Source organism: Neobacillus niacini (assembly GCF_000759675.1).
Lineage (GTDB): Bacteria > Bacillota > Bacilli > Bacillales > Cytobacillaceae > Neobacillus > Neobacillus niacini_A.
Genome location: NZ_BAWM01000146.1, coordinates 31662 through 48721, shown reverse-complemented (window position 1 = coordinate 48721; position 17060 = coordinate 31662). Strand labels below are relative to the sequence as shown.

Sequence of the window (17060 nt, the reverse complement as noted above, 5' to 3'; positions counted from 1 at the left end):
ACTCCATTCTTTTATAAAATAAATCCGAACAAGATTATTGCTACAATGGTCATCGTTACACCGACAATACTTTCATATCCGACAACCTTCATTCTGTCTTTCATCGTCATGTTCATAGCATTACGTGTAACGTGGAAGTAAGTTCCGTGTGGCAGATGGTCGATCACCGTGGCACCGGCATGCGTCATAACTGCAGCTGCCAGTGGTGCTACACCTGTATTCAAAATAGCATCTGAGAATGAACCAGTAGCCAGAATGACACCTGTTGATGTTGATGCTGTTGCTGCTGCCATCAATACACCTGCAATTGGTGCAAGGAATGTACCAGAAATGCCAGAGGCCTCTACCAGGGCAACAACCTGTTCAGGGAGGTCTGAGGCTGTAATCAATCCGCCAATGGCACCTGCACCAATAATGATCAAAATCGTTGGTGTCATCCTATTTAAACCGGCTGTACAATATTCTAATATTTGTGACCTCTTGCCTAACGCCAGGGAACCTACTACACCAGCAAACGGCAGGATATACAAGGAATCAATTTTCAGTTTCGCTAATGTCTCAACCCCTATCATTGAACCAATAGGGCTAATCATCAATAGAACAATAGCGATGACAGGAGTTACTAGGGCTTTTGACAGAACTGGAAGATTAGTAGAGCTTGCCTTTTCTAATTCTGCTGCTTCCGCATCCGTTACTTTTGTGCCTTTATACTTAATTATTGATGCAATAATAACGGTTACAATTACTCCGAAAATTGCAGGGACAAGTCCGCCAATCATTACTTGGTTAACGTCGAGCTTGAAGCCGCCCGCTGCTGCAATGGTATTCGGGTTTGGAGAAATAATGTTACCTGCTTTACCTCCGCCTGACAAAGCAACCAGGATAGCAACTTTGGAATAACCCATTTTGTTGCCAACAGACAATGCAATTGGTGCAACAATAAGTACGGCAACAGGAATAAATACACCTACTGCTGTGATAATCATGGTCGCCAATGCCAGTGACAGCATCGCCTTTGTTCCACCGAGTTTATCTACAATTACTTTCGCAATGGTTTCCGCTGCTCCAGATTCCATCATTACACCCGCAAAAACGCCTGCAGCGATAATACGAATGACCGTTCCTTGAACACTTTGTGTTCCTGTAACCAAGATTAAAACTGAATCTGCAAAGTTAGCTCCACCGATGAAGGCGCCAACAATTGCTCCCAAAATCAAAGCATAAGTTGGTGCTAATCTAAACAAAATCAAAATGATTGCCAACGCAAGCCCGCTTAATGCGCCAATCCAGCTAATATCTAGTGCTGCTGCCATATTAAATCCTCCTAATCGTCCTGTTAATATTATTTTGATGAAAGGTGCTTTTATCTATCTTGAATTTGAAATTTATTTAATTTGTAAATCTAATTGATCCATTAAGAGTTTGCACAATAATTTATTTCAGGTTTTTGCAGACTCTTCGTTTTCTATCTACTGGTGACCCCTTTCTAGAACGCTTTCATAAAAGCCCTTTCATTAACTACACCTTCATTTTAGTTTCATAATGCTCCTCTAACAATTGATAATCCAACAAATTACATTGTGCATATGCACTAAACAACGAGTTTTCAATCAGAGTTCAAAATAAGAAAAGCAGTACTATCAAGCGCAAGACGTAAAAATGCCCCAAATTCAATACATAAAATCGCTAGTTTTAAATATGTATATTTTGTTACGAGCACAGAATAGGAAAACTGGAATTTCGTCAAATCATATGGAAAAATACTTTCACCGATTATGGGCAAGCGCCTTATTGGATTGCCAGTAGGTTAACAGAACCATGCACAAAAAAGGGGTGCCCCTAAAAGTTATTCTTTTGGGGCACCCCTTTTTTCTAATTTTCTATTTACTAATTTATTGACACCAAAACCTAGTAAAGCATAAATCACTACAAGTACGAGAGATGGTAATACCCTTTCACGTACTGCTCCATCTTCTAAAAGTACAGGACCAAGCCCGAAAAATGTAACAAGTGGGAATGAGAATGATAAAAACTACGTGCAATAAGCACTTCATTTCCTTCAACCCCATTTTTTCTTCTTCAATTTTCTCTTTTACAAGACGGAACGTATTATGCAGACTTTTCTGTTTAGGAAACACAAACTATTACTAAAAAAGTTGGTCGCTTTACCTATTGATTATTCATTTGCCAATCAATCTCCGCACTCCCATTTTCCCTCAAAAACATATTTGCTTTGGAAAATGGCCGGCTGCCAAAAAAGCCATTATGGGCAGAAAATGGGCTAGGGTGAGGCGATTTAATAATGTAGTGATGGGATGAGGTAATCAATTGTTGTTTTTGCTGTGCGAAATTACCCCAAAGGATGAATATGACTGGTGTCTCCCTTTGATTCAATATTTCTATGACTCTATTGGTAAACAACTCCCAACCGAGACCTTTATGTGAGTTTGCATTTCCTGCCTGGACTGTTAGCACGGCGTTTAGCATCAATACCCCCTGTTTGGCCCATTCCACTAGGTAACCATGATTAGGAATAGAGCAACCCAGATCATCCTGAAGCTCCTTATAAATATTGCGTAATGATGGCGGAATTTTCACTCCCGGTTTAACGGAGAAACTTAAACCGTGGGCTTGTCCTGGGCCATGATAGGGATCCTGACCGATAATGACTATCTTCGTATCTTTATATGAAGTGTAGTGGAGCGCATTAAAAATATCATGTTGATCAGGATAAATGACCTTTGTTTGATATTCCGTAAGTAGTGTTTTCCTTAAGTGTTGATAATACGTTTTCTCAAATTCCTCCTCCAATAAAGGCGCCCAATCATTTTTTAAAATTGCCATTCTCTGTCACTCTCATTTCTAGATTGTTAAATAATTTTAATTATAAGTTTAAAAAGTGGAGTTAGAAACACTTTGAGCCAGTACAAAGGTCAATTCTACCACATAGAGATTTTCCTTATATAGATAGTACCATCCAAGCGTTTGCAAATAATAGGCCTAGTAAAGTCCAACCTATATTAGCAAAGTTCCCAGTAGGCTGTGGTTGGATGATCATGATCCACCAAAAAAAGATTCGGCATTTGCCGAATTTTTTTTCATTCTACGAAGTACACAACTCTGTAACAACTTTCTGCAAACCAGCCTGTCCTTTTGCCCTCTAGATTCCTATATAGAGGGTAGAAAGGCTGGTGCATTTTTATGAATTTGAAATCAGGCAGAATTGAAGGGTTTGATTGGTATTCTCAGTTTAAAAGTGTGAAGGAGTTTAATACGCATGTGGAGATGTGGTTAGCGGTGAAGAAGCAGGAGTTTTCAAAGGGGGAATTGGTCGGGTTGAAACGGCTGGTTCGTTTTTCTGCAAAAGTACCTGGTGTTTGTAATGCAAAAATTGGGACGTTGCTAAAAGCGATTAATGAGGAATACCAAGGGAATGGAATCTCCCGTTCTACATTTAAACGGATGACCCTTAAAGCAAAAGAATTAGGAATTCTTACCATCCATGAAACAGAACGGAAAAATGGATCTCAGTCTTCCAACCTATATAGCTTTAATCGTTTCCCTCAAAGTGAACCACCCAAAGCAGAACAATTGAACCACCCTAAAGAAACTAATAATCTTTTAAAAACTAATAATCAAAAGAGTACTAAACGTAACGAAGCGCCGATTGAACTCGATCATACTTTTGTCAGTGATAAAATTCCACAAGCATTTGTCCAGCTTGTAAAATACTTCTTCTCCGATGCAAAGACGATTGAAGAATACTGGCATATGGTACAAATCGCTGCTTTTCGATTTGAATGTGACCAAAACACAGAGGACGTTCTCGCTATTGCTATTCAGTCATTTAAGCAGCTTGTCCGTAAGTTGAAATCTACCAAGCTGGTGGTAAAACCGATTGCCTTCTTTTATGGAATCTTAACCAACAAATTGAAAGAACTCTATCTCAATCAATTGCCTGAGAACAGAAATGAGAGTACGCCATTACGCTATGTGCTCGAAACAGGCAAAGTCATGTACTATGATTGGCTGCATGTAAATCAAGCTTAATGGGAGTATACATAGAACTGGGAGAATGCCCTTGAAATATTTTATTGTATACTTCACTCCTACGAATGATCTAACCACTGAATATTATATGAAAGGGAAGTCGGCTGATTTTCTGTTAAACGGATTGAATGGTATTGTGGCGGCAGTATCATCACTAATAGAGGAAATGCATAAAGACGGATAATCTAAAGTCTGTATTTGTACGGGAGATTGATCAAATGACTTTCCTAATTTAACAAAAAGAAACTTTGCAATGATTAATGAAAACAAGAGCTATGGTCTAACTGATTTGCTAGATGAGGATTATACATTTTAATTGTCCCAGAAATTAGAGGTAAGATGCAATGACGTATTTTTAGAAGCGACATTAAACCTTACCTCTAACACATTATCTACTAATATTAAGAACTATCAATCTTCGACAAAACTCGGGGAGTGAGACTGGTTGACCAATTTATCCTACATTTTCCACTTGGGAACCCGCTCCAGATCCAGGTTTTATTAATAAACTGCCTACATAATAAAAGATTGCAGAGGACCCTATTCCGAAGGCCACCACAGAAAGATGCGGGGCAAAGAAGTTGACAAGCAATGCGACAACCGCTGCCATACCCCAAGCAGCAAATGCCACGGGTCTCCATTTCTTTGCATCGATTGCCCGGCTCGTAGATTTTCTACGTAAAATGAGTTGGTCAATGATGATGATTGTTGCGATTGGTGGAACAATTAAACCTAAAAGTTCGAGCCAGCTTTGGAACGCACTCCAAATACCAGAAACAGCAGCAATAATACCAACAATTCCTAGTACAATGGTTAACGACCTCATGCTTTTTCCAGTCATGTGGGAAAATCCAACCGCACCGTTGTATAAACAATGGGTACAGCCAACACCAAGATTAATAAATACAAACACGATTGCCAAGGTTGTAAGGAGTGGCCCTTGTGCTGATAGAATGGGCATGAAATCGCCGCCGTTTGTTGCGGGATTTTGGATAACACCGGTCGCAACAATTATAGCGCCGACAAGCTCAGCCATGAACTTTCCGAATGGAAAAGCCGTAACGGCAGCGAGCAGTCCTTCCCGGCCATTTTTCGACCAGCGAGTAAAATCGGCAGTCATCGTCCCCGAATCTGCAAATGTTGCAAACACCAGCGTGACGGCTGCTCCAAAGGACAGGGCACCCACACCAGTCATAGGCTCATAGTTTAGGATATCAGAGCTTCCAGTTTTCAAAGAAATAACAATGGATATGACTCCAAGAATGATATACAACGGCGCAGCAATCCATCCTAACATGGTTAACGCTTTAATCCCGATAAAAGTAGCGGCTACATAAAGGACACCGCCTAAAAGTGTCATCAATAGCATGTTTGCGCCAAATGAACGGGACATCGTATCACCAGTAAGACCTACCATTAGTGCAAACCAACCTACTACGACGGTGGAAAGTAATCCAGAAACAACAATATACCCAAATCGTCCAAACGTTCTTTGCGCCGTCATCGCAAAATTCTCGCCCGTTTTCCCTGCCAGATAGCTAAGCGATCCAACAATCAGACATAGCAGCAGGTTACCAGCCAGGATCGCGGCGACACCTGCTTTGAACCCGAGCATCGCTGTGATGACTCCACCGATTACCGCACTTGTCAAAACCATTGGAAAACCAAACCAAACTGCCGAAACGGAAGCCAAAGATTTTCGGTGTTCCTTTGGAACAGGGACGGTTTCAAATTCCGGATCCAATAGCTTATTTTCAGCATGATTTGTTGACATATAATTCCCTCCTATTTCACCATTTAAATCGCTTACACATTCATTTTAGAAAGTATTCCTTTCCCTGTCATTGTATAGAAGAACTAAAAATTGCCATTATTCATTAGATAGAATATACAGGGAAAAATGGCAATTTTATGTACTATTTCAACTTTCATTGCAAAATAAGAAGCGCGAGACAACCAACTACCAACAATATTCAGCTGCATTCTATTTTAACAGCTTCCATAACCGGGGAATGACAGGCACGCCCTATGTTTTCCACCGGCACTTTTTGTGCCTTCGACGGCATAGGGTAATCTAAGTAAGGAGCTACACTTCATACCAAGTATGTCACGAAAGGCGAACTGTTGGGATAACGCTGTTATTGAAAGCTTTTTTTCGCAGTTAAAAACGGAATTCCCTTGTTTTTATCCCAACTGCCCAATCGATTCTTTTCAACAAAATCTAAAGAAATATATTCGCTATTACAACGAAAAACGAATCCAACATAGAATGGGATTCGTTTCTCCTAAAATGTATTATTTAAATTACCAAAATGCATCATAAATGCCGAATTTATTGATGTCTATTTTTTGGGGGCTTGACCACACCGATAATATCTATTAATTTGATATACTGTTTAGTATATCAAATTTATGGTACTGGAAAAGAATTGGTGGCGAATCATTAAAGATTTTTTATAAAAAAAATGCCTGTCCCTCTAAACTGGGTCAAGCACATAATAAATTATATTGTAATATCAATGGATAGCCTATACTCTCTATCTATTTCATTAACTCTTTTGCTCTAAGTTTAACGTCGTTAGTAATAATTTTATGAGTTGAATTAATTACTTCTTCTAAAGCTTTCCTTGCCATTCATTCTTAAATAATCTTAAAGCTGCATTAATTCTTATCATCTGTCCTCCTAATTCAGTTGCATCGGGATTAGACTCTAGTAATTTTCTAGCTAAACTATATACTTATCCTCTATCGTTAAGTTCTTTCCTTTCTTATATTATAGTTGATAATCCTCGTAAAACTCTACAAAACTCTTTTTTCCAATACTAGCTAACAACCTTTTCATTTGTTCCATTTTTTTCATCTCGTTACATTTCTCTACATTAAATACCAAAATACTACAGTGTGATTTAGATTTTTCATTGCAGCCAGCCGTCAATAGTTGCTTTTTATTAAATGTTGCTGCAATAATTTTTTCTTATAGATTATTTATTTGCCAATCAATCTCACTACCTCCTATTTCCCTCAAAACCATATTTGCTTGGAGGGTTGCCAAAGAAGCCATAATGTTAATAACCGTTCATCAATTAATTACCATTCACCAAATCTCTGTACTAAATTTATAGCCTATTCCTCTTAACGTTACAATAAAGGGGTAATCTGTATATACAGCTATTTTTTCTCTCAGATGTCTAATGTGTACGTCTACTGTTCTTTCATTTATCGCCTTTTCATTGGTTTTATAAATCGTATTAATTATTTGATCTCTTGAAAAAATTTGGTCAGGATGGGTCATAAATAGATAAAGAAGTCGATATTCAAAATGAGTCAAATCCAATACCTCATCGTAAAATTTGACTATCCCTTTTATCGGCTTTATGGTAAGTCCCTTATAGCTAAGTTTGCTACAGCGATTGGCAGTTCTACGTAGTACGGTTTCGATTCTGATTGATAACTCTTCTATATTATAGGGTTTCCCTAAATAATCATCGGCTCCCTTTTTTAAGCCTATAATTCGGTCCTGTTCTGTGTTTTTGGATGATAAAATGATTATCGGTACATTGTTGTCAAGCTCAAACCGTAACCACCAGCATATATCGATTCCATCCATATCGGGGAGCTCTGTTTCTAATAAGACAAAACATGGATCAAATTTTAAATATTTTTCACGTGCTTCCCGCCCATTTGTTGCTTCGATAATCTCAAAGCCTTGCCTAGTAAGGTGAAACCTGACCATAGCTCGGTTTTCATTTTGGTTGTCTATTAATAGGATTGTTTTACCTCTTAATTTTTTATCTTCCACTTAATCAACCCCTTAACCAAATTATACCGATAAACAAAAGAGATTCTTGAATGGTATTGTTACAATTTAACGAAAAAGACCCGTATTAACGGGCCTTCTCATTATGTTTTACTCTTTGCCGGATTCCTTTTTACCAGCAAGAGTTTCATAGGCTGCATCATCAGGAGCATCCCCGGTTGGCCAGTCATGAATTTTATCAGGAAAATCTGGCCTTGGCATTGAGTTAATATAAGCAGCAACGTTCATCGCTTCCTGGTCTGTAAAGGAGCCTGGCTCATATCCACCAGTTGAAACTTTTGGCATATACGACTTAATGAAACCTCCAGCCGTTCTAACACGCGCCATACCTGCTCCAATGTTGTAGGATTTATCCCCCCAAAGGGCAAGTCCTGTTCCACCACCAGATCCATCTTCACCGTGACAAGTAATGCAAGCTTTTTTATAAAGTTCTCTACCTTCATCGATGTTTATTGCTGCTAAATCTCCCTCTGCTTTTGACAATTTAGCCCATGGTCTTTCAGTTGTACCATCCGGAACACTTTGTGAAATATAAGTATAATAAGCAACCATTGCTTTCAATTCATTGCTTTCCTTAGGAAGTGGTTTCCCATTCATACTTCTTTTAAAACAACCATTAATTCGATCCTCTATGGTTACCTCTTTTCCTGCTCTAGGATTGTATTGTGGATATGTTTTGGATATTCCTACAAGATCAAGTGAGCCATCTACTCCACCATTTGCATGACAGCTTGCGCAACTAAGAGTATTTCCTACATAACCATCGAGAACTGTGCTTGTTTGATTATGAAGTTTTTCACCAAACTTGATTAACTCACCTTCAGGTCCAGCAGGGACCTCGTCCATGCTTGGCGGTAAATAGGGATGATCTGACTTTTCCACTTTTTCAACGGGAACTTCCAATGCAGAATTTGCCGCAGTTGGTTCAACCCGGTCAAGAACAAATAAATACAGTACACTAAATCCAAGTACAATGGTCGTAACAATTGCCAAAACAGAAGCCCAAAACACCTTGTTCATTTTAAGCACCTCTCCTTATCAAGGAAGCTTTTCATCACAGAAAATTCTTCCGGATCATTTTATAGTCACATTATGTAAAATGATTGTTAAGATTAGGTTAATTAAAAATGAGCGTTTCGTGAACGATGCATGGTGTAGTTACTTCAAGTAGGGATCTCTTTTTATATCATTTAATTATTTGACATACCACTTGATAATCTCTTCGATTGGATGAAGTTCTTGCTGCAGAATGGATAAATTTTTTACTAATTTCAATGACGTCTTCTTTAAAAGGTTTGACTAGCTTCTCAGCATAATCTAGGATTGTCCTGACAAATGCCAAGATTTCTTCTAAATCATTTTCTATAAGCCTAAGGAATATACGACTTGTATTCCAACCTTTTTTCGTTTTCAGTTCTTGCTTTAAGTTTGTGTAAAATTCACCCTGATTTTCCTTGCTAGATCTTTTAGGTCTTGGTAATATTCAAAATCACCTGCAAACAAAAGCTCCTTGGCTAATAGTTGCTGTTCTTCTTTTAATGAAAGGAATTTATATGGGTTCTGATTCTGGTCAGTGGCTGGCACTTCATCATGCTAAACTCCGAAAAAGCCAGGCAACCGCCTGGCTTAAGATTTTAAGGAATCATCCATGAAAATACATTACTTTGCAGGTAGGTGATGATACACACGAGCAATAATAAGAAGAGACTATGTTTGACGGTAAAGCGCAATAAGTCTGATTCCTTTCCTGCTAATCCAACCGCAGCACAAGCAACGGCAATCGATTGTGGTGAAATCATCTTACCTGTTACCCCGCCCGATGAATTAGCGGCAAGCGCTAATACCGGATCCATACCAATGGATGTCGATGTCACCTGTTGCAGTTTAGCAAATAACAGATTAGCAGAGGTATCGGAGCCGGTAATGAATACCCCAAGCCATCCTAATACTGGCGAGAAGAACGGGAACAATGCCCCTGTTTTGGCTAGTACCATTCCCAGCGTTGTACTCATTCCAGAAGAATTTGTAATATAGGCATATCCAACAACTGCACAAATTGTTAAGAGTGGATATTTGATTTCATTGATGGTTTCCCCTAACGTGATTGCCCAATCACGCCATGACATTCCAAGGATATATTTCGTCACAATCGAGGCTAAAAGGATGGCTGTCCCAGCTCCTCCTAAAATTTCAAGCTTGAAAACCGCAGCGATCGCTTCACCTGATGAACCGTCAATGACTTTTTCATGCAAGAAAGGAACTTCTGGCATAAAGGTAAGAGCCTGTCCTAGAGCATTGACCCCTTTTAAGATTACATTTGCACCTTCATAATGCCCTGTAACCGCTTGTTTGATTACTGGGATTCCCCATAAAGAAATAAATGCCGTTAATACTAAAAATGGAGACCATGCTTTAAATACTTGACCGCCGGTATAGGTAATTTCTTTCTTTTTAGGAACGTTTATCGCCACAGTTGCAGCTATCTCTTGTTCAGAAGAAAAACGATAAATGGTTTTTGGCTTCCAGAACTTTAAGAAAATCGCTAATGCAAATAAAGAAACTAAAGCAGAAAGAATATCCGGCAATTCAGGTCCTATGAAATTCGAGCTTAAATATTGTGTTACTGCAAATGACGCACCTGAAACCATTATGGCTGGAATGACCTCCCATGCTTTTTTAAAGCCTGCCATCATCACAATCAGATAAAAAGGAATAAAAACAGAAAGGAATGGTAATTGACGCCCGACCATTTTTGAAATTTCCATAGCTGGAATTCCTGTAGGACCTTCCATGGCCGTAATCGGAATCCCAATGGCGCCAAATGCAACAGGTGCTGTATTCGCAATTAAACAAAGACCTGCTGCATATAAAGGATTAAATCCAAGTCCCACTAATAAGGCAGCGGATATGGCTACTGGTGCACCGAAGCCTGCTGCACCTTCAAGAAAGGCACCAAATGAAAAAGCAATTAGTAATGCTTGTAAGCGTCGGTCTTCTGTAATAGATAAAACAGAACTGCGAATAATATCGAATTGTCCTGTTTTCACCGTAATTTTATATAGAAAAACAGAAGTAATAATAATCCAACCAATCGGTGTTAATCCATAAACACCACCTTGAACCGCGGACATTACAGCGGTTTTAACCGGCATCTTGTAAAACGTTACCACAAGAATCATCGCAATTAGTAACGTTGTTAATCCCGCCACATAACCTTTCATTTTCTTAATGGCCAAAGCCCAGAAAAAATAAAGTATTGGAATCAGAGCAATGATAGCTGACCAAGTAAGACTATTGCCAACCACACTAAAATTTTGTGTAAATGTCAAAATGGCTCCCCCTTTGATATTTTTCTCACTCATACACTTGCTGTAGTAATCGGTTTCATTTTTAATTAATCAGTAGATATGGTCATCAGATGACTGCCCGTTTGTTATTATATTTTTTATGTGAACATTTTTCAACAATTTCGTGAATATTTTTTGAAAAAATAAAACGCATTCATCATGTATAATATAAATATCAATCGGACCAATGAGGTGGACGGCTTGGAATATAAACAAATAAAACCAAAAAAAATATATGAGGAAGTAACCGAAGCTCTGCAGGAGATAATTCGTAGCGGACAACTGCCGCCAGGGAGTAAACTTGATTCTGTGCAGCAGCTGGCAGAAAACTTTCAAGTAAGCAGGTCAGCAATACGGGAAGCATTATCCGCTTTGAAAGCAATGGGATTAGTCGAAATGAGGCAAGGAGAAGGAACTTTTATTAAAGAATTTGATGCAAAGCAAATGAACTTTCCCCTATCAACCGCCATCCTTATGAATAAAAAGGATGTAGCCCATCTTTTAGAAGTCAGAAAAATTATTGAAACGGGCACAGCTGCTTTAGCAGCAAAAAATCGGAGTGAAGATGATTTAGCAGAGATGGTCGAGGCTCTTAAAGAAATGAAGCGGGTCCAAGGCAATGAAGAGCTCGGGGAGAAAGCAGACTTTCAGTTTCACTTAGCCGTATCTGTTGCAGCCGGAAATCCCATATTATCCACTTTACTTGATCAAGTGTCAGAGCTAATGATCGAAACGATGAAAGAAACAAGGCGCTTATGGTTGTTCTCCAAACAAACCACGACAAAAAATTTAGTAAAAGAGCATGCCAAAATCTATCATGCCATTTTAGAAAAGAACGAAGAAAAGGCAAAGATATCAATGATTGAACATCTCGAAAACGTCGAAAGCATCTTAAATAAATATTTTTTCGAAACGGATGAAAAATAGTTAAATTGAAACATGGATGAAGCCTTCAATGCTATTCCGGAGTCTCCATATTTGACAAAAAAGCTCAGAAGTTAGAGCTTTTTTGTCAAAATAAAATGCAAACACTTTCATTTATTAAAATATTTGTTATAGTATTAAATACTAGATATGGTTTATTATTATTAAGTCATCTGATGACCTGTTGATTAATTTATACTAAAATAAGGTTTAAGAAATAAGATTAGGTATAAGGGAGCGAGAAAAATGAAAGTCACCCTTTTTGCTACTTGTTTAGTAGATATGTTTCAAGGTGATGTAGGCAAAGCAACAGTGGAAGTACTTGAAAGACTCGGATGTGAAATTGATTTTCCAGAATCACAAATATGCTGTGGTCAGCCTTCCTATAACAGTGGGTATGTAAAAGAATCAAAAGAAGCAATGAAAAGTATGATTACTACCTTTGAACATGCGGAGTATGTCGTTTCTCCAGCTGGTTCCTGTGCCTATATGTTTAAAGAATACCCTCACATCTTTAAGGGTGATCCTGTTTGGGAGCCAAAAGCGCAAGCCCTGGCGGATAAAACCTATGAATTCACGGAATTTATCGTCGATGTGTTAAAAGTGGAAGATGTGGGTGCAAAATTAGAAGGAAATGCAACCTTCCACACCTCCTGTCATATGACAAGATTACTGGGAGTCAAACAAGCCCCGATGCGCCTTTTAAGTCACGTAAAGGGGTTAAAATTTACCGAGCTGCCAGGTAAAGAGAGATGCTGCGGGTTTGGTGGGACCTTCTCCGTTAAAATGGGGAATATTTCAGAGCAAATGGTCGATGAAAAGGTCTGTACCGTTGAAGAAACCGGGGCAGATATTTTAATTGGCGCTGATGCTGGATGCTTAATGAATATTGGCGGCCGCATTGGCCGAAAAGGTATGCCGGTTAAAGTCATGCATATTGCAGAGGTCCTTAACAGTCGATAAAAATAGATTACACGATAAAAAGGGGGATGACCAATGTCGATGAAAATAAGCGAAGATAAGTTTACTGACCGCGTTGATAAAGGACTGCACGATTCCTTCATGCGTGGAGCTGTTTCGAGTGCCCAAGGGCGATTTCAATCACGTCGTTTGGGGGCTGCAGAAGAGTTAGGGAACTGGGAAGATTGGCGCTCACATGGGGAAGAAATCCGCCAGCATGTACTAGAAAACCTAGACTATTATTTATATCAGCTAAGTGAGAATATCTCCAAACGTGGAGGACATGTCTTCTTTGCGCAAAGTGCTGAAGAGGCAACGGATTATATTAAGAATGTCGCGGAAAAGAAAAACGCTAAAAAGATCGTAAAATCAAAATCGATGGTGACGGAAGAAATCCATTTAAATGCCGCTTTAGAGCAATTAGGCTGTGAGGTGATTGAAACCGATCTGGGAGAATACATTTTACAAGTGGATGACCATGAGCCTCCTTCTCACATTGTTGTTCCTGCTCTGCACAAAAATAAGGAACAAATCCGCGATGTTTTTAAAGAGAAGCATGGCTATCAACAGACAGAAAAACCAGAAGAGCTCGCTTTACATGCGCGTGAAAAATTGCGTCAGGAATATTTAACAGCGGATATCGGCATCACAGGATGTAATTTTGCCATTGCTGAAACCGGCTCAATTACCCTCGTGACAAACGAAGGAAATGCCGATTTGGTATGTGCCTTACCGAAAACACAAATTACAGTAATGGGAATGGAACGGCTCGTTCCAACCTTCGAAGAGATGGAAGTCCTTGTTAGTTTATTAACGAGAAGTGCCGTGGGACAAAAACTGACAAGCTATATCACCACGTTAACTGGACCGAAAGAGGACGGCGATGTCGACGGACCAGAAGAGTTTCACCTGGTCATTGTAGATAACGGCAGATCGGACATTCTTGGCGGTGAATTCCAATCCATTCTCCAATGTATCCGATGTGCCGCCTGTGTAAATGTCTGTCCCGTTTATCGGCATGTCGGCGGCCATTCATACGGCTCCATTTATTCTGGTCCTGTCGGTGCGGTGCTTTCACCGTTATTAGGCGGATATGATGATTATAAAGAGTTACCATATGCCTCTACTTTATGCGGGGCCTGTACAGAGGCATGTCCGGTGAAGATTCCGCTGCATCAGCTTCTTCATAAACATCGCCAAGTCATCGTGGAAAAAGAAGGACGAGCTCCGATATCTGAAAAGCTTCTGATGAAGGCATTCGGTTTTGGTGCATCCTCCCCTGCTCTTTATAAATTTGGTTCAAAGCTGGCAGGACCGGTAATGTCACCATTTACGAAGGATGATAAAATTTCAAAAGGTCCGGGACCTTTAAAAGCATGGACAGAATCAAGAGATTTCCCTGCACCAAATAAAGAAAGATTCCGTGATTGGTTTAAAAATCGTCCACAAGGAGGGAATCCATCATGACCGGTATCATACAGAATCGAGAAGCTTTTTTAGGGAAAATCGCCAGCTCACTAGGCCGTGAACAAAAAACGGAAATAGAAAGACCGATCTGGAATTATCATCCTCAAGATGAAGTTCTAAAAGGCGCCACACAAGATGAGCTTGTGGACGTGTTACGGGAACAATGCAAAAATATTCATACGAATTTTGTTATGACCTCAACAGCGAAGCTATCTGACTCACTAAAAGAAGTGGTAAGCCAATATGGCGGAGGCCCAATTGTCACATGGAAAGATGAGCGCTTTTCTCAATTTGGTCTCGAAAAATTAATGAAGGAAGAATGGCCTCAAGAGGGAATTGATATTCATATTTGGGATCATACAAAAGGCGAAGAAAATATCACGAAGGCCGAGGCTGCAAATGTCGGAATTACGATTAGTGATGTAACACTGGCGGAATCAGGCACAGCGGTTCTTTTCAGCAGCAAAGATAAAGGGAGAACAATCAGCTTTTTACCAGCGACTTCTATCATTATAATCCCGAAAAGCAGCATCGTTCCCCGCATGACACAAGCGGCCCGTATTATAAATGAAAAAGTAAAAAACGGCGAACAAATCGCCTCCTGCATTAACTTCATCACAGGACCAAGCAACTCTGCAGACATCGAAATGATCCTAGTCGTTGGAGTTCATGGACCCATTAAAGCAACCTACATCATTGTAGATGATATTTAAAGGTGACAGGCAGTTTTTGGTCGGCAGGAAAAAATAGGTTGATATCTTAGGGGATCGATTCCCCCTAGATAGATTTTGATATGAGACTATTCCTTTGATAGAGCGTAAACAATAAAACTAAATCATTGCAAAAAGCAACTCATCTTAAAAAAGATGAGTTGTTCTATTTATGAAACAAATGGTTAGAGTAGTTTTTCTATTAATCCAAAACCTCATTTACTTATGATACGGTTTACGGAGAATACCCATTCGTTCTTTTAGTGAATGTTCTACCAGTTTTTTTATACCATTCCCATTCTTCAGGAGACATGCTTACTGGACGCTCATTGGCAGCTTTTGCTCTTTGCATCATTTCTAACTCTACTTGTTCATCAGCTTTTCTCATCATTTCACGATAAACCCTGCTGCGTTCTTCTACTTCTAATCGTTGCTTTTCTAAGGCTGCAGAAGCAATACCCGAGGTAAAGCGTCCGGTTAACGTCAGATCCGACGATGATTTACCTTTTTACTATTGCAGAAGTTTGCTCCAGGACTAAAAATCCTAGTTTTAATATGATGAACACCAGTTACTTATGCACGCATAAAAAACCCCATCTGTTATTCAGATGGGATTCCCCTTAAAACATACTCAGCCGATAATTTTTTGATAAAAGTTCCAAAAGTTTTAGCCCAGCCACACTGTTCCCTTTTTCATCCAACGCGGGGCCGAATATTCCAATTCCAAATTTGCCAGGTACAGCTCCCATGATTCCTCCTGATACACCGCTTTTTGCCGGTATCCCTATTTTTATGGCGAATTCGCCTGATGCATTATACATTCCGCACGTTACCATAAATGTTTTGCAAATTCTTGCTACATCTTCTGGCATGATCCGTTTTCCGTTAAGAGGATCCACACCATCCATTGCAAAAATCATGCCGATCCTCGCTAAATCCAAACAATTCATTTCAACAGCACACTGCTTGGTATATAAATCCAATAATATTTCAACATCCTCCGTGATGATGTTATGCTGCTTGAGAAAGTAACATAACGCTCGGTTTAAATGGGCGGATTCAAATTCAGAACGGGCTACCTTTTCACTAAATCCAACGGAAGGGCCGCCGGCCAATTCCCGGATAAAGCCCAATAACCGATTGAACCGATCCTCTACGGAATCCCCTTTTAACATATGGGTCACGACAAGCGCACCTGCATTGATCATCGGGTTTAATGGTTTAGCTGGAGCCATTGTTTCCAATTTGGCAATCGAATTAAACGGGTCTCCAGTAGGTTCCATTCCAACCCGCTCAAAAACATAACGAAAACCTCTTTCCATTAAAACAAGAGCTAAGGTTATTACCTTTGAGATACTTTGCAGTGTAATATTTTTATCAATATCTCCAGCTGAGATACATCTGCCGTCCGGATAATTGATGGCTATGGACAAATCATCTGGATTTGCATTGCCGAGCTCAGGAATATAGTCTGCAACCTTGCCATCTTTTGTATATCTTTTTGCCTCTTCCACCAATTGTTTTAATTCTTCACTTTTTTGACATGGCACTAGTCATCACCCATAGTAGTATCGGCGAATGATAAGGTGTTCATTCACCAGTAAATGTTGAACCGCGAAAAACTATTATCTCCTTCTTCTTGCAAAACCTCCCATTTCTAATTAAACACCGCTATAAGCGAACAGTGATTACCACTAATAAAATATCTCCAATCCTATTACAATAGAAGAAATGACGCGGAGCGATTCTAATGACTAGCAAACGCTGTGGAATGACGGATGTATA

Annotated in this window: 15 protein-coding genes and 1 pseudogene; 7 read left to right on the top strand and 9 right to left on the bottom strand. The window is 39.4% G+C overall.

The features are described 5' to 3' along the window. Positions 1-11: 11 nt before the first annotated feature. The 3 genes and pseudogenes from TR08_RS26290 to TR08_RS26285 form a co-directional block, all read right to left on the bottom strand. Positions 12-1313 carry a GntP family permease gene (locus tag TR08_RS26290; RefSeq protein ID WP_045523312.1) on the bottom strand — a complete coding sequence of 434 codons (1302 nt, stop codon included), beginning with the start codon at positions 1311-1313 and terminating at the stop codon, positions 12-14. 533 nt (positions 1314-1846) lie between these two features. Then, positions 1847-2008 (bottom strand): annotated as a pseudogene (locus TR08_RS34230) (DUF6954 family protein); the annotation flags it as partial. A gap of 161 nt (positions 2009-2169) precedes the next feature. Next, the gene (locus TR08_RS26285) at positions 2170-2844 is read right to left on the bottom strand and encodes a uracil-DNA glycosylase (RefSeq protein WP_045523311.1); all 675 of its coding nucleotides are present in this window, start codon (positions 2842-2844) and stop codon (positions 2170-2172) included. Positions 2845-3201: 357 nt separating this feature from the next. Here TR08_RS26285 and TR08_RS26280 point away from each other — a divergent pair, with 357 nt between their 5' ends. After that, positions 3202-4050 carry a hypothetical protein gene (locus TR08_RS26280; protein ID WP_193747858.1) on the top strand — a complete coding sequence of 283 codons (849 nt, stop codon included), beginning with the start codon at positions 3202-3204 and terminating at the stop codon, positions 4048-4050. A gap of 31 nt (positions 4051-4081) precedes the next feature. Next, positions 4082-4234, top strand: a complete 153-nt coding sequence (locus TR08_RS32870; protein WP_193747857.1) for a hypothetical protein — start codon at positions 4082-4084, stop codon at positions 4232-4234. A gap of 270 nt (positions 4235-4504) precedes the next feature. Here TR08_RS32870 and TR08_RS26275 read toward each other — a convergent pair whose 3' ends face one another. Then, on the bottom strand, positions 4505-5824 hold the full coding sequence (locus TR08_RS26275; RefSeq protein ID WP_045523310.1) for a cytosine permease: 1320 nt from the start codon (positions 5822-5824) through the stop codon (positions 4505-4507). Positions 5825-6154: 330 nt separating this feature from the next. On the opposite strand from TR08_RS26275, the gene TR08_RS34120 reads away from it, so the two are divergent. After that, positions 6155-6373 (top strand): IS3 family transposase, encoded by a 219-nt coding sequence (locus TR08_RS34120; protein WP_152597533.1) that lies wholly within the window; start codon positions 6155-6157, stop codon positions 6371-6373. A gap of 771 nt (positions 6374-7144) precedes the next feature. Here TR08_RS34120 and TR08_RS26270 read toward each other — a convergent pair. The 3 genes from TR08_RS26270 to TR08_RS26260 all read right to left on the bottom strand — a co-directional run bounded on the left by TR08_RS26270 (position 7145) and on the right by TR08_RS26260 (position 11196). Then, on the bottom strand, positions 7145-7849 hold the full coding sequence (locus TR08_RS26270) for a response regulator transcription factor (protein WP_045523309.1): 705 nt from the start codon (positions 7847-7849) through the stop codon (positions 7145-7147). Positions 7850-7957: 108 nt separating this feature from the next. Next, positions 7958-8887 carry a c-type cytochrome gene (locus TR08_RS26265; RefSeq protein ID WP_052427640.1) on the bottom strand — a complete coding sequence of 310 codons (930 nt, stop codon included), beginning with the start codon at positions 8885-8887 and terminating at the stop codon, positions 7958-7960. Between the two features lie 614 nt (positions 8888-9501). Further along, on the bottom strand, positions 9502-11196 hold the full coding sequence (locus tag TR08_RS26260; protein ID WP_045523308.1) for an L-lactate permease: 1695 nt from the start codon (positions 11194-11196) through the stop codon (positions 9502-9504). Positions 11197-11415: 219 nt separating this feature from the next. On the opposite strand from TR08_RS26260, the gene TR08_RS26255 reads away from it, so the two are divergent. From TR08_RS26255 to TR08_RS26240, 4 genes are all read left to right on the top strand, one after another. Beyond that, positions 11416-12141 carry a FadR/GntR family transcriptional regulator gene (locus TR08_RS26255; protein ID WP_045523307.1) on the top strand — a complete coding sequence of 242 codons (726 nt, stop codon included), beginning with the start codon at positions 11416-11418 and terminating at the stop codon, positions 12139-12141. Positions 12142-12384: 243 nt separating this feature from the next. Beyond that, the gene (locus TR08_RS26250; RefSeq protein WP_045523306.1) at positions 12385-13101 is read left to right on the top strand and encodes a (Fe-S)-binding protein; all 717 of its coding nucleotides are present in this window, start codon (positions 12385-12387) and stop codon (positions 13099-13101) included. 33 nt (positions 13102-13134) lie between these two features. Next, complete coding sequence (locus TR08_RS26245) at positions 13135-14565, top strand: LutB/LldF family L-lactate oxidation iron-sulfur protein (RefSeq protein WP_045523303.1); 1431 nt, start codon at positions 13135-13137, stop codon at positions 14563-14565. Then, on the top strand, positions 14562-15278 hold the full coding sequence (locus TR08_RS26240; RefSeq protein ID WP_045523301.1) for a LutC/YkgG family protein: 717 nt from the start codon (positions 14562-14564) through the stop codon (positions 15276-15278). Before TR08_RS26245 ends, TR08_RS26240 begins: the two co-directional genes overlap by 4 nt. 232 nt (positions 15279-15510) lie before the next feature. On the opposite strand, the gene TR08_RS32865 is transcribed toward TR08_RS26240, so the two are convergent. After that, entirely contained in the window at positions 15511-15666 is a 156-nt protein-coding gene (locus tag TR08_RS32865; RefSeq protein ID WP_193747855.1) for a hypothetical protein, read from the bottom strand. 229 nt (positions 15667-15895) lie between these two features. Next, the gene (gene glsA, locus TR08_RS26235) at positions 15896-16825 is read right to left on the bottom strand and encodes a glutaminase A (protein WP_045523300.1); all 930 of its coding nucleotides are present in this window, start codon (positions 16823-16825) and stop codon (positions 15896-15898) included. Positions 16826-17060 lie beyond the last annotated feature (235 nt).

Bases quoted from the DNA above. Each gene is read 5' to 3' on its own strand.
- TR08_RS26290 (WP_045523312.1), bottom strand. From the start codon at position 1,313: ATGGCAGCAGCACTAGATATTAGCTGGATTGGCGCATTAAGCGGGCTT.
- TR08_RS26280 (WP_193747858.1), top strand. From the start codon at position 3,202: ATGAATTTGAAATCAGGCAGAATTGAAGGGTTTGATTGGTATTCTCAG.
- TR08_RS34120 (WP_152597533.1), top strand. From the start codon at position 6,155: ATGTCACGAAAGGCGAACTGTTGGGATAACGCTGTTATTGAAAGCTTT.
- TR08_RS32865 (WP_193747855.1), bottom strand. From the start codon at position 15,666: ATGATGAGAAAAGCTGATGAACAAGTAGAGTTAGAAATGATGCAAAGA.
- TR08_RS26245 (WP_045523303.1), top strand. From the start codon at position 13,135: ATGTCGATGAAAATAAGCGAAGATAAGTTTACTGACCGCGTTGATAAA.
- TR08_RS26240 (WP_045523301.1), top strand. From the start codon at position 14,562: ATGACCGGTATCATACAGAATCGAGAAGCTTTTTTAGGGAAAATCGCC.
- TR08_RS26265 (WP_052427640.1), bottom strand. From the start codon at position 8,887: ATGAACAAGGTGTTTTGGGCTTCTGTTTTGGCAATTGTTACGACCATT.
- TR08_RS26275 (WP_045523310.1), bottom strand. From the start codon at position 5,824: ATGTCAACAAATCATGCTGAAAATAAGCTATTGGATCCGGAATTTGAA.
- TR08_RS26285 (WP_045523311.1), bottom strand. From the start codon at position 2,844: ATGGCAATTTTAAAAAATGATTGGGCGCCTTTATTGGAGGAGGAATTT.
- TR08_RS26250 (WP_045523306.1), top strand. From the start codon at position 12,385: ATGAAAGTCACCCTTTTTGCTACTTGTTTAGTAGATATGTTTCAAGGT.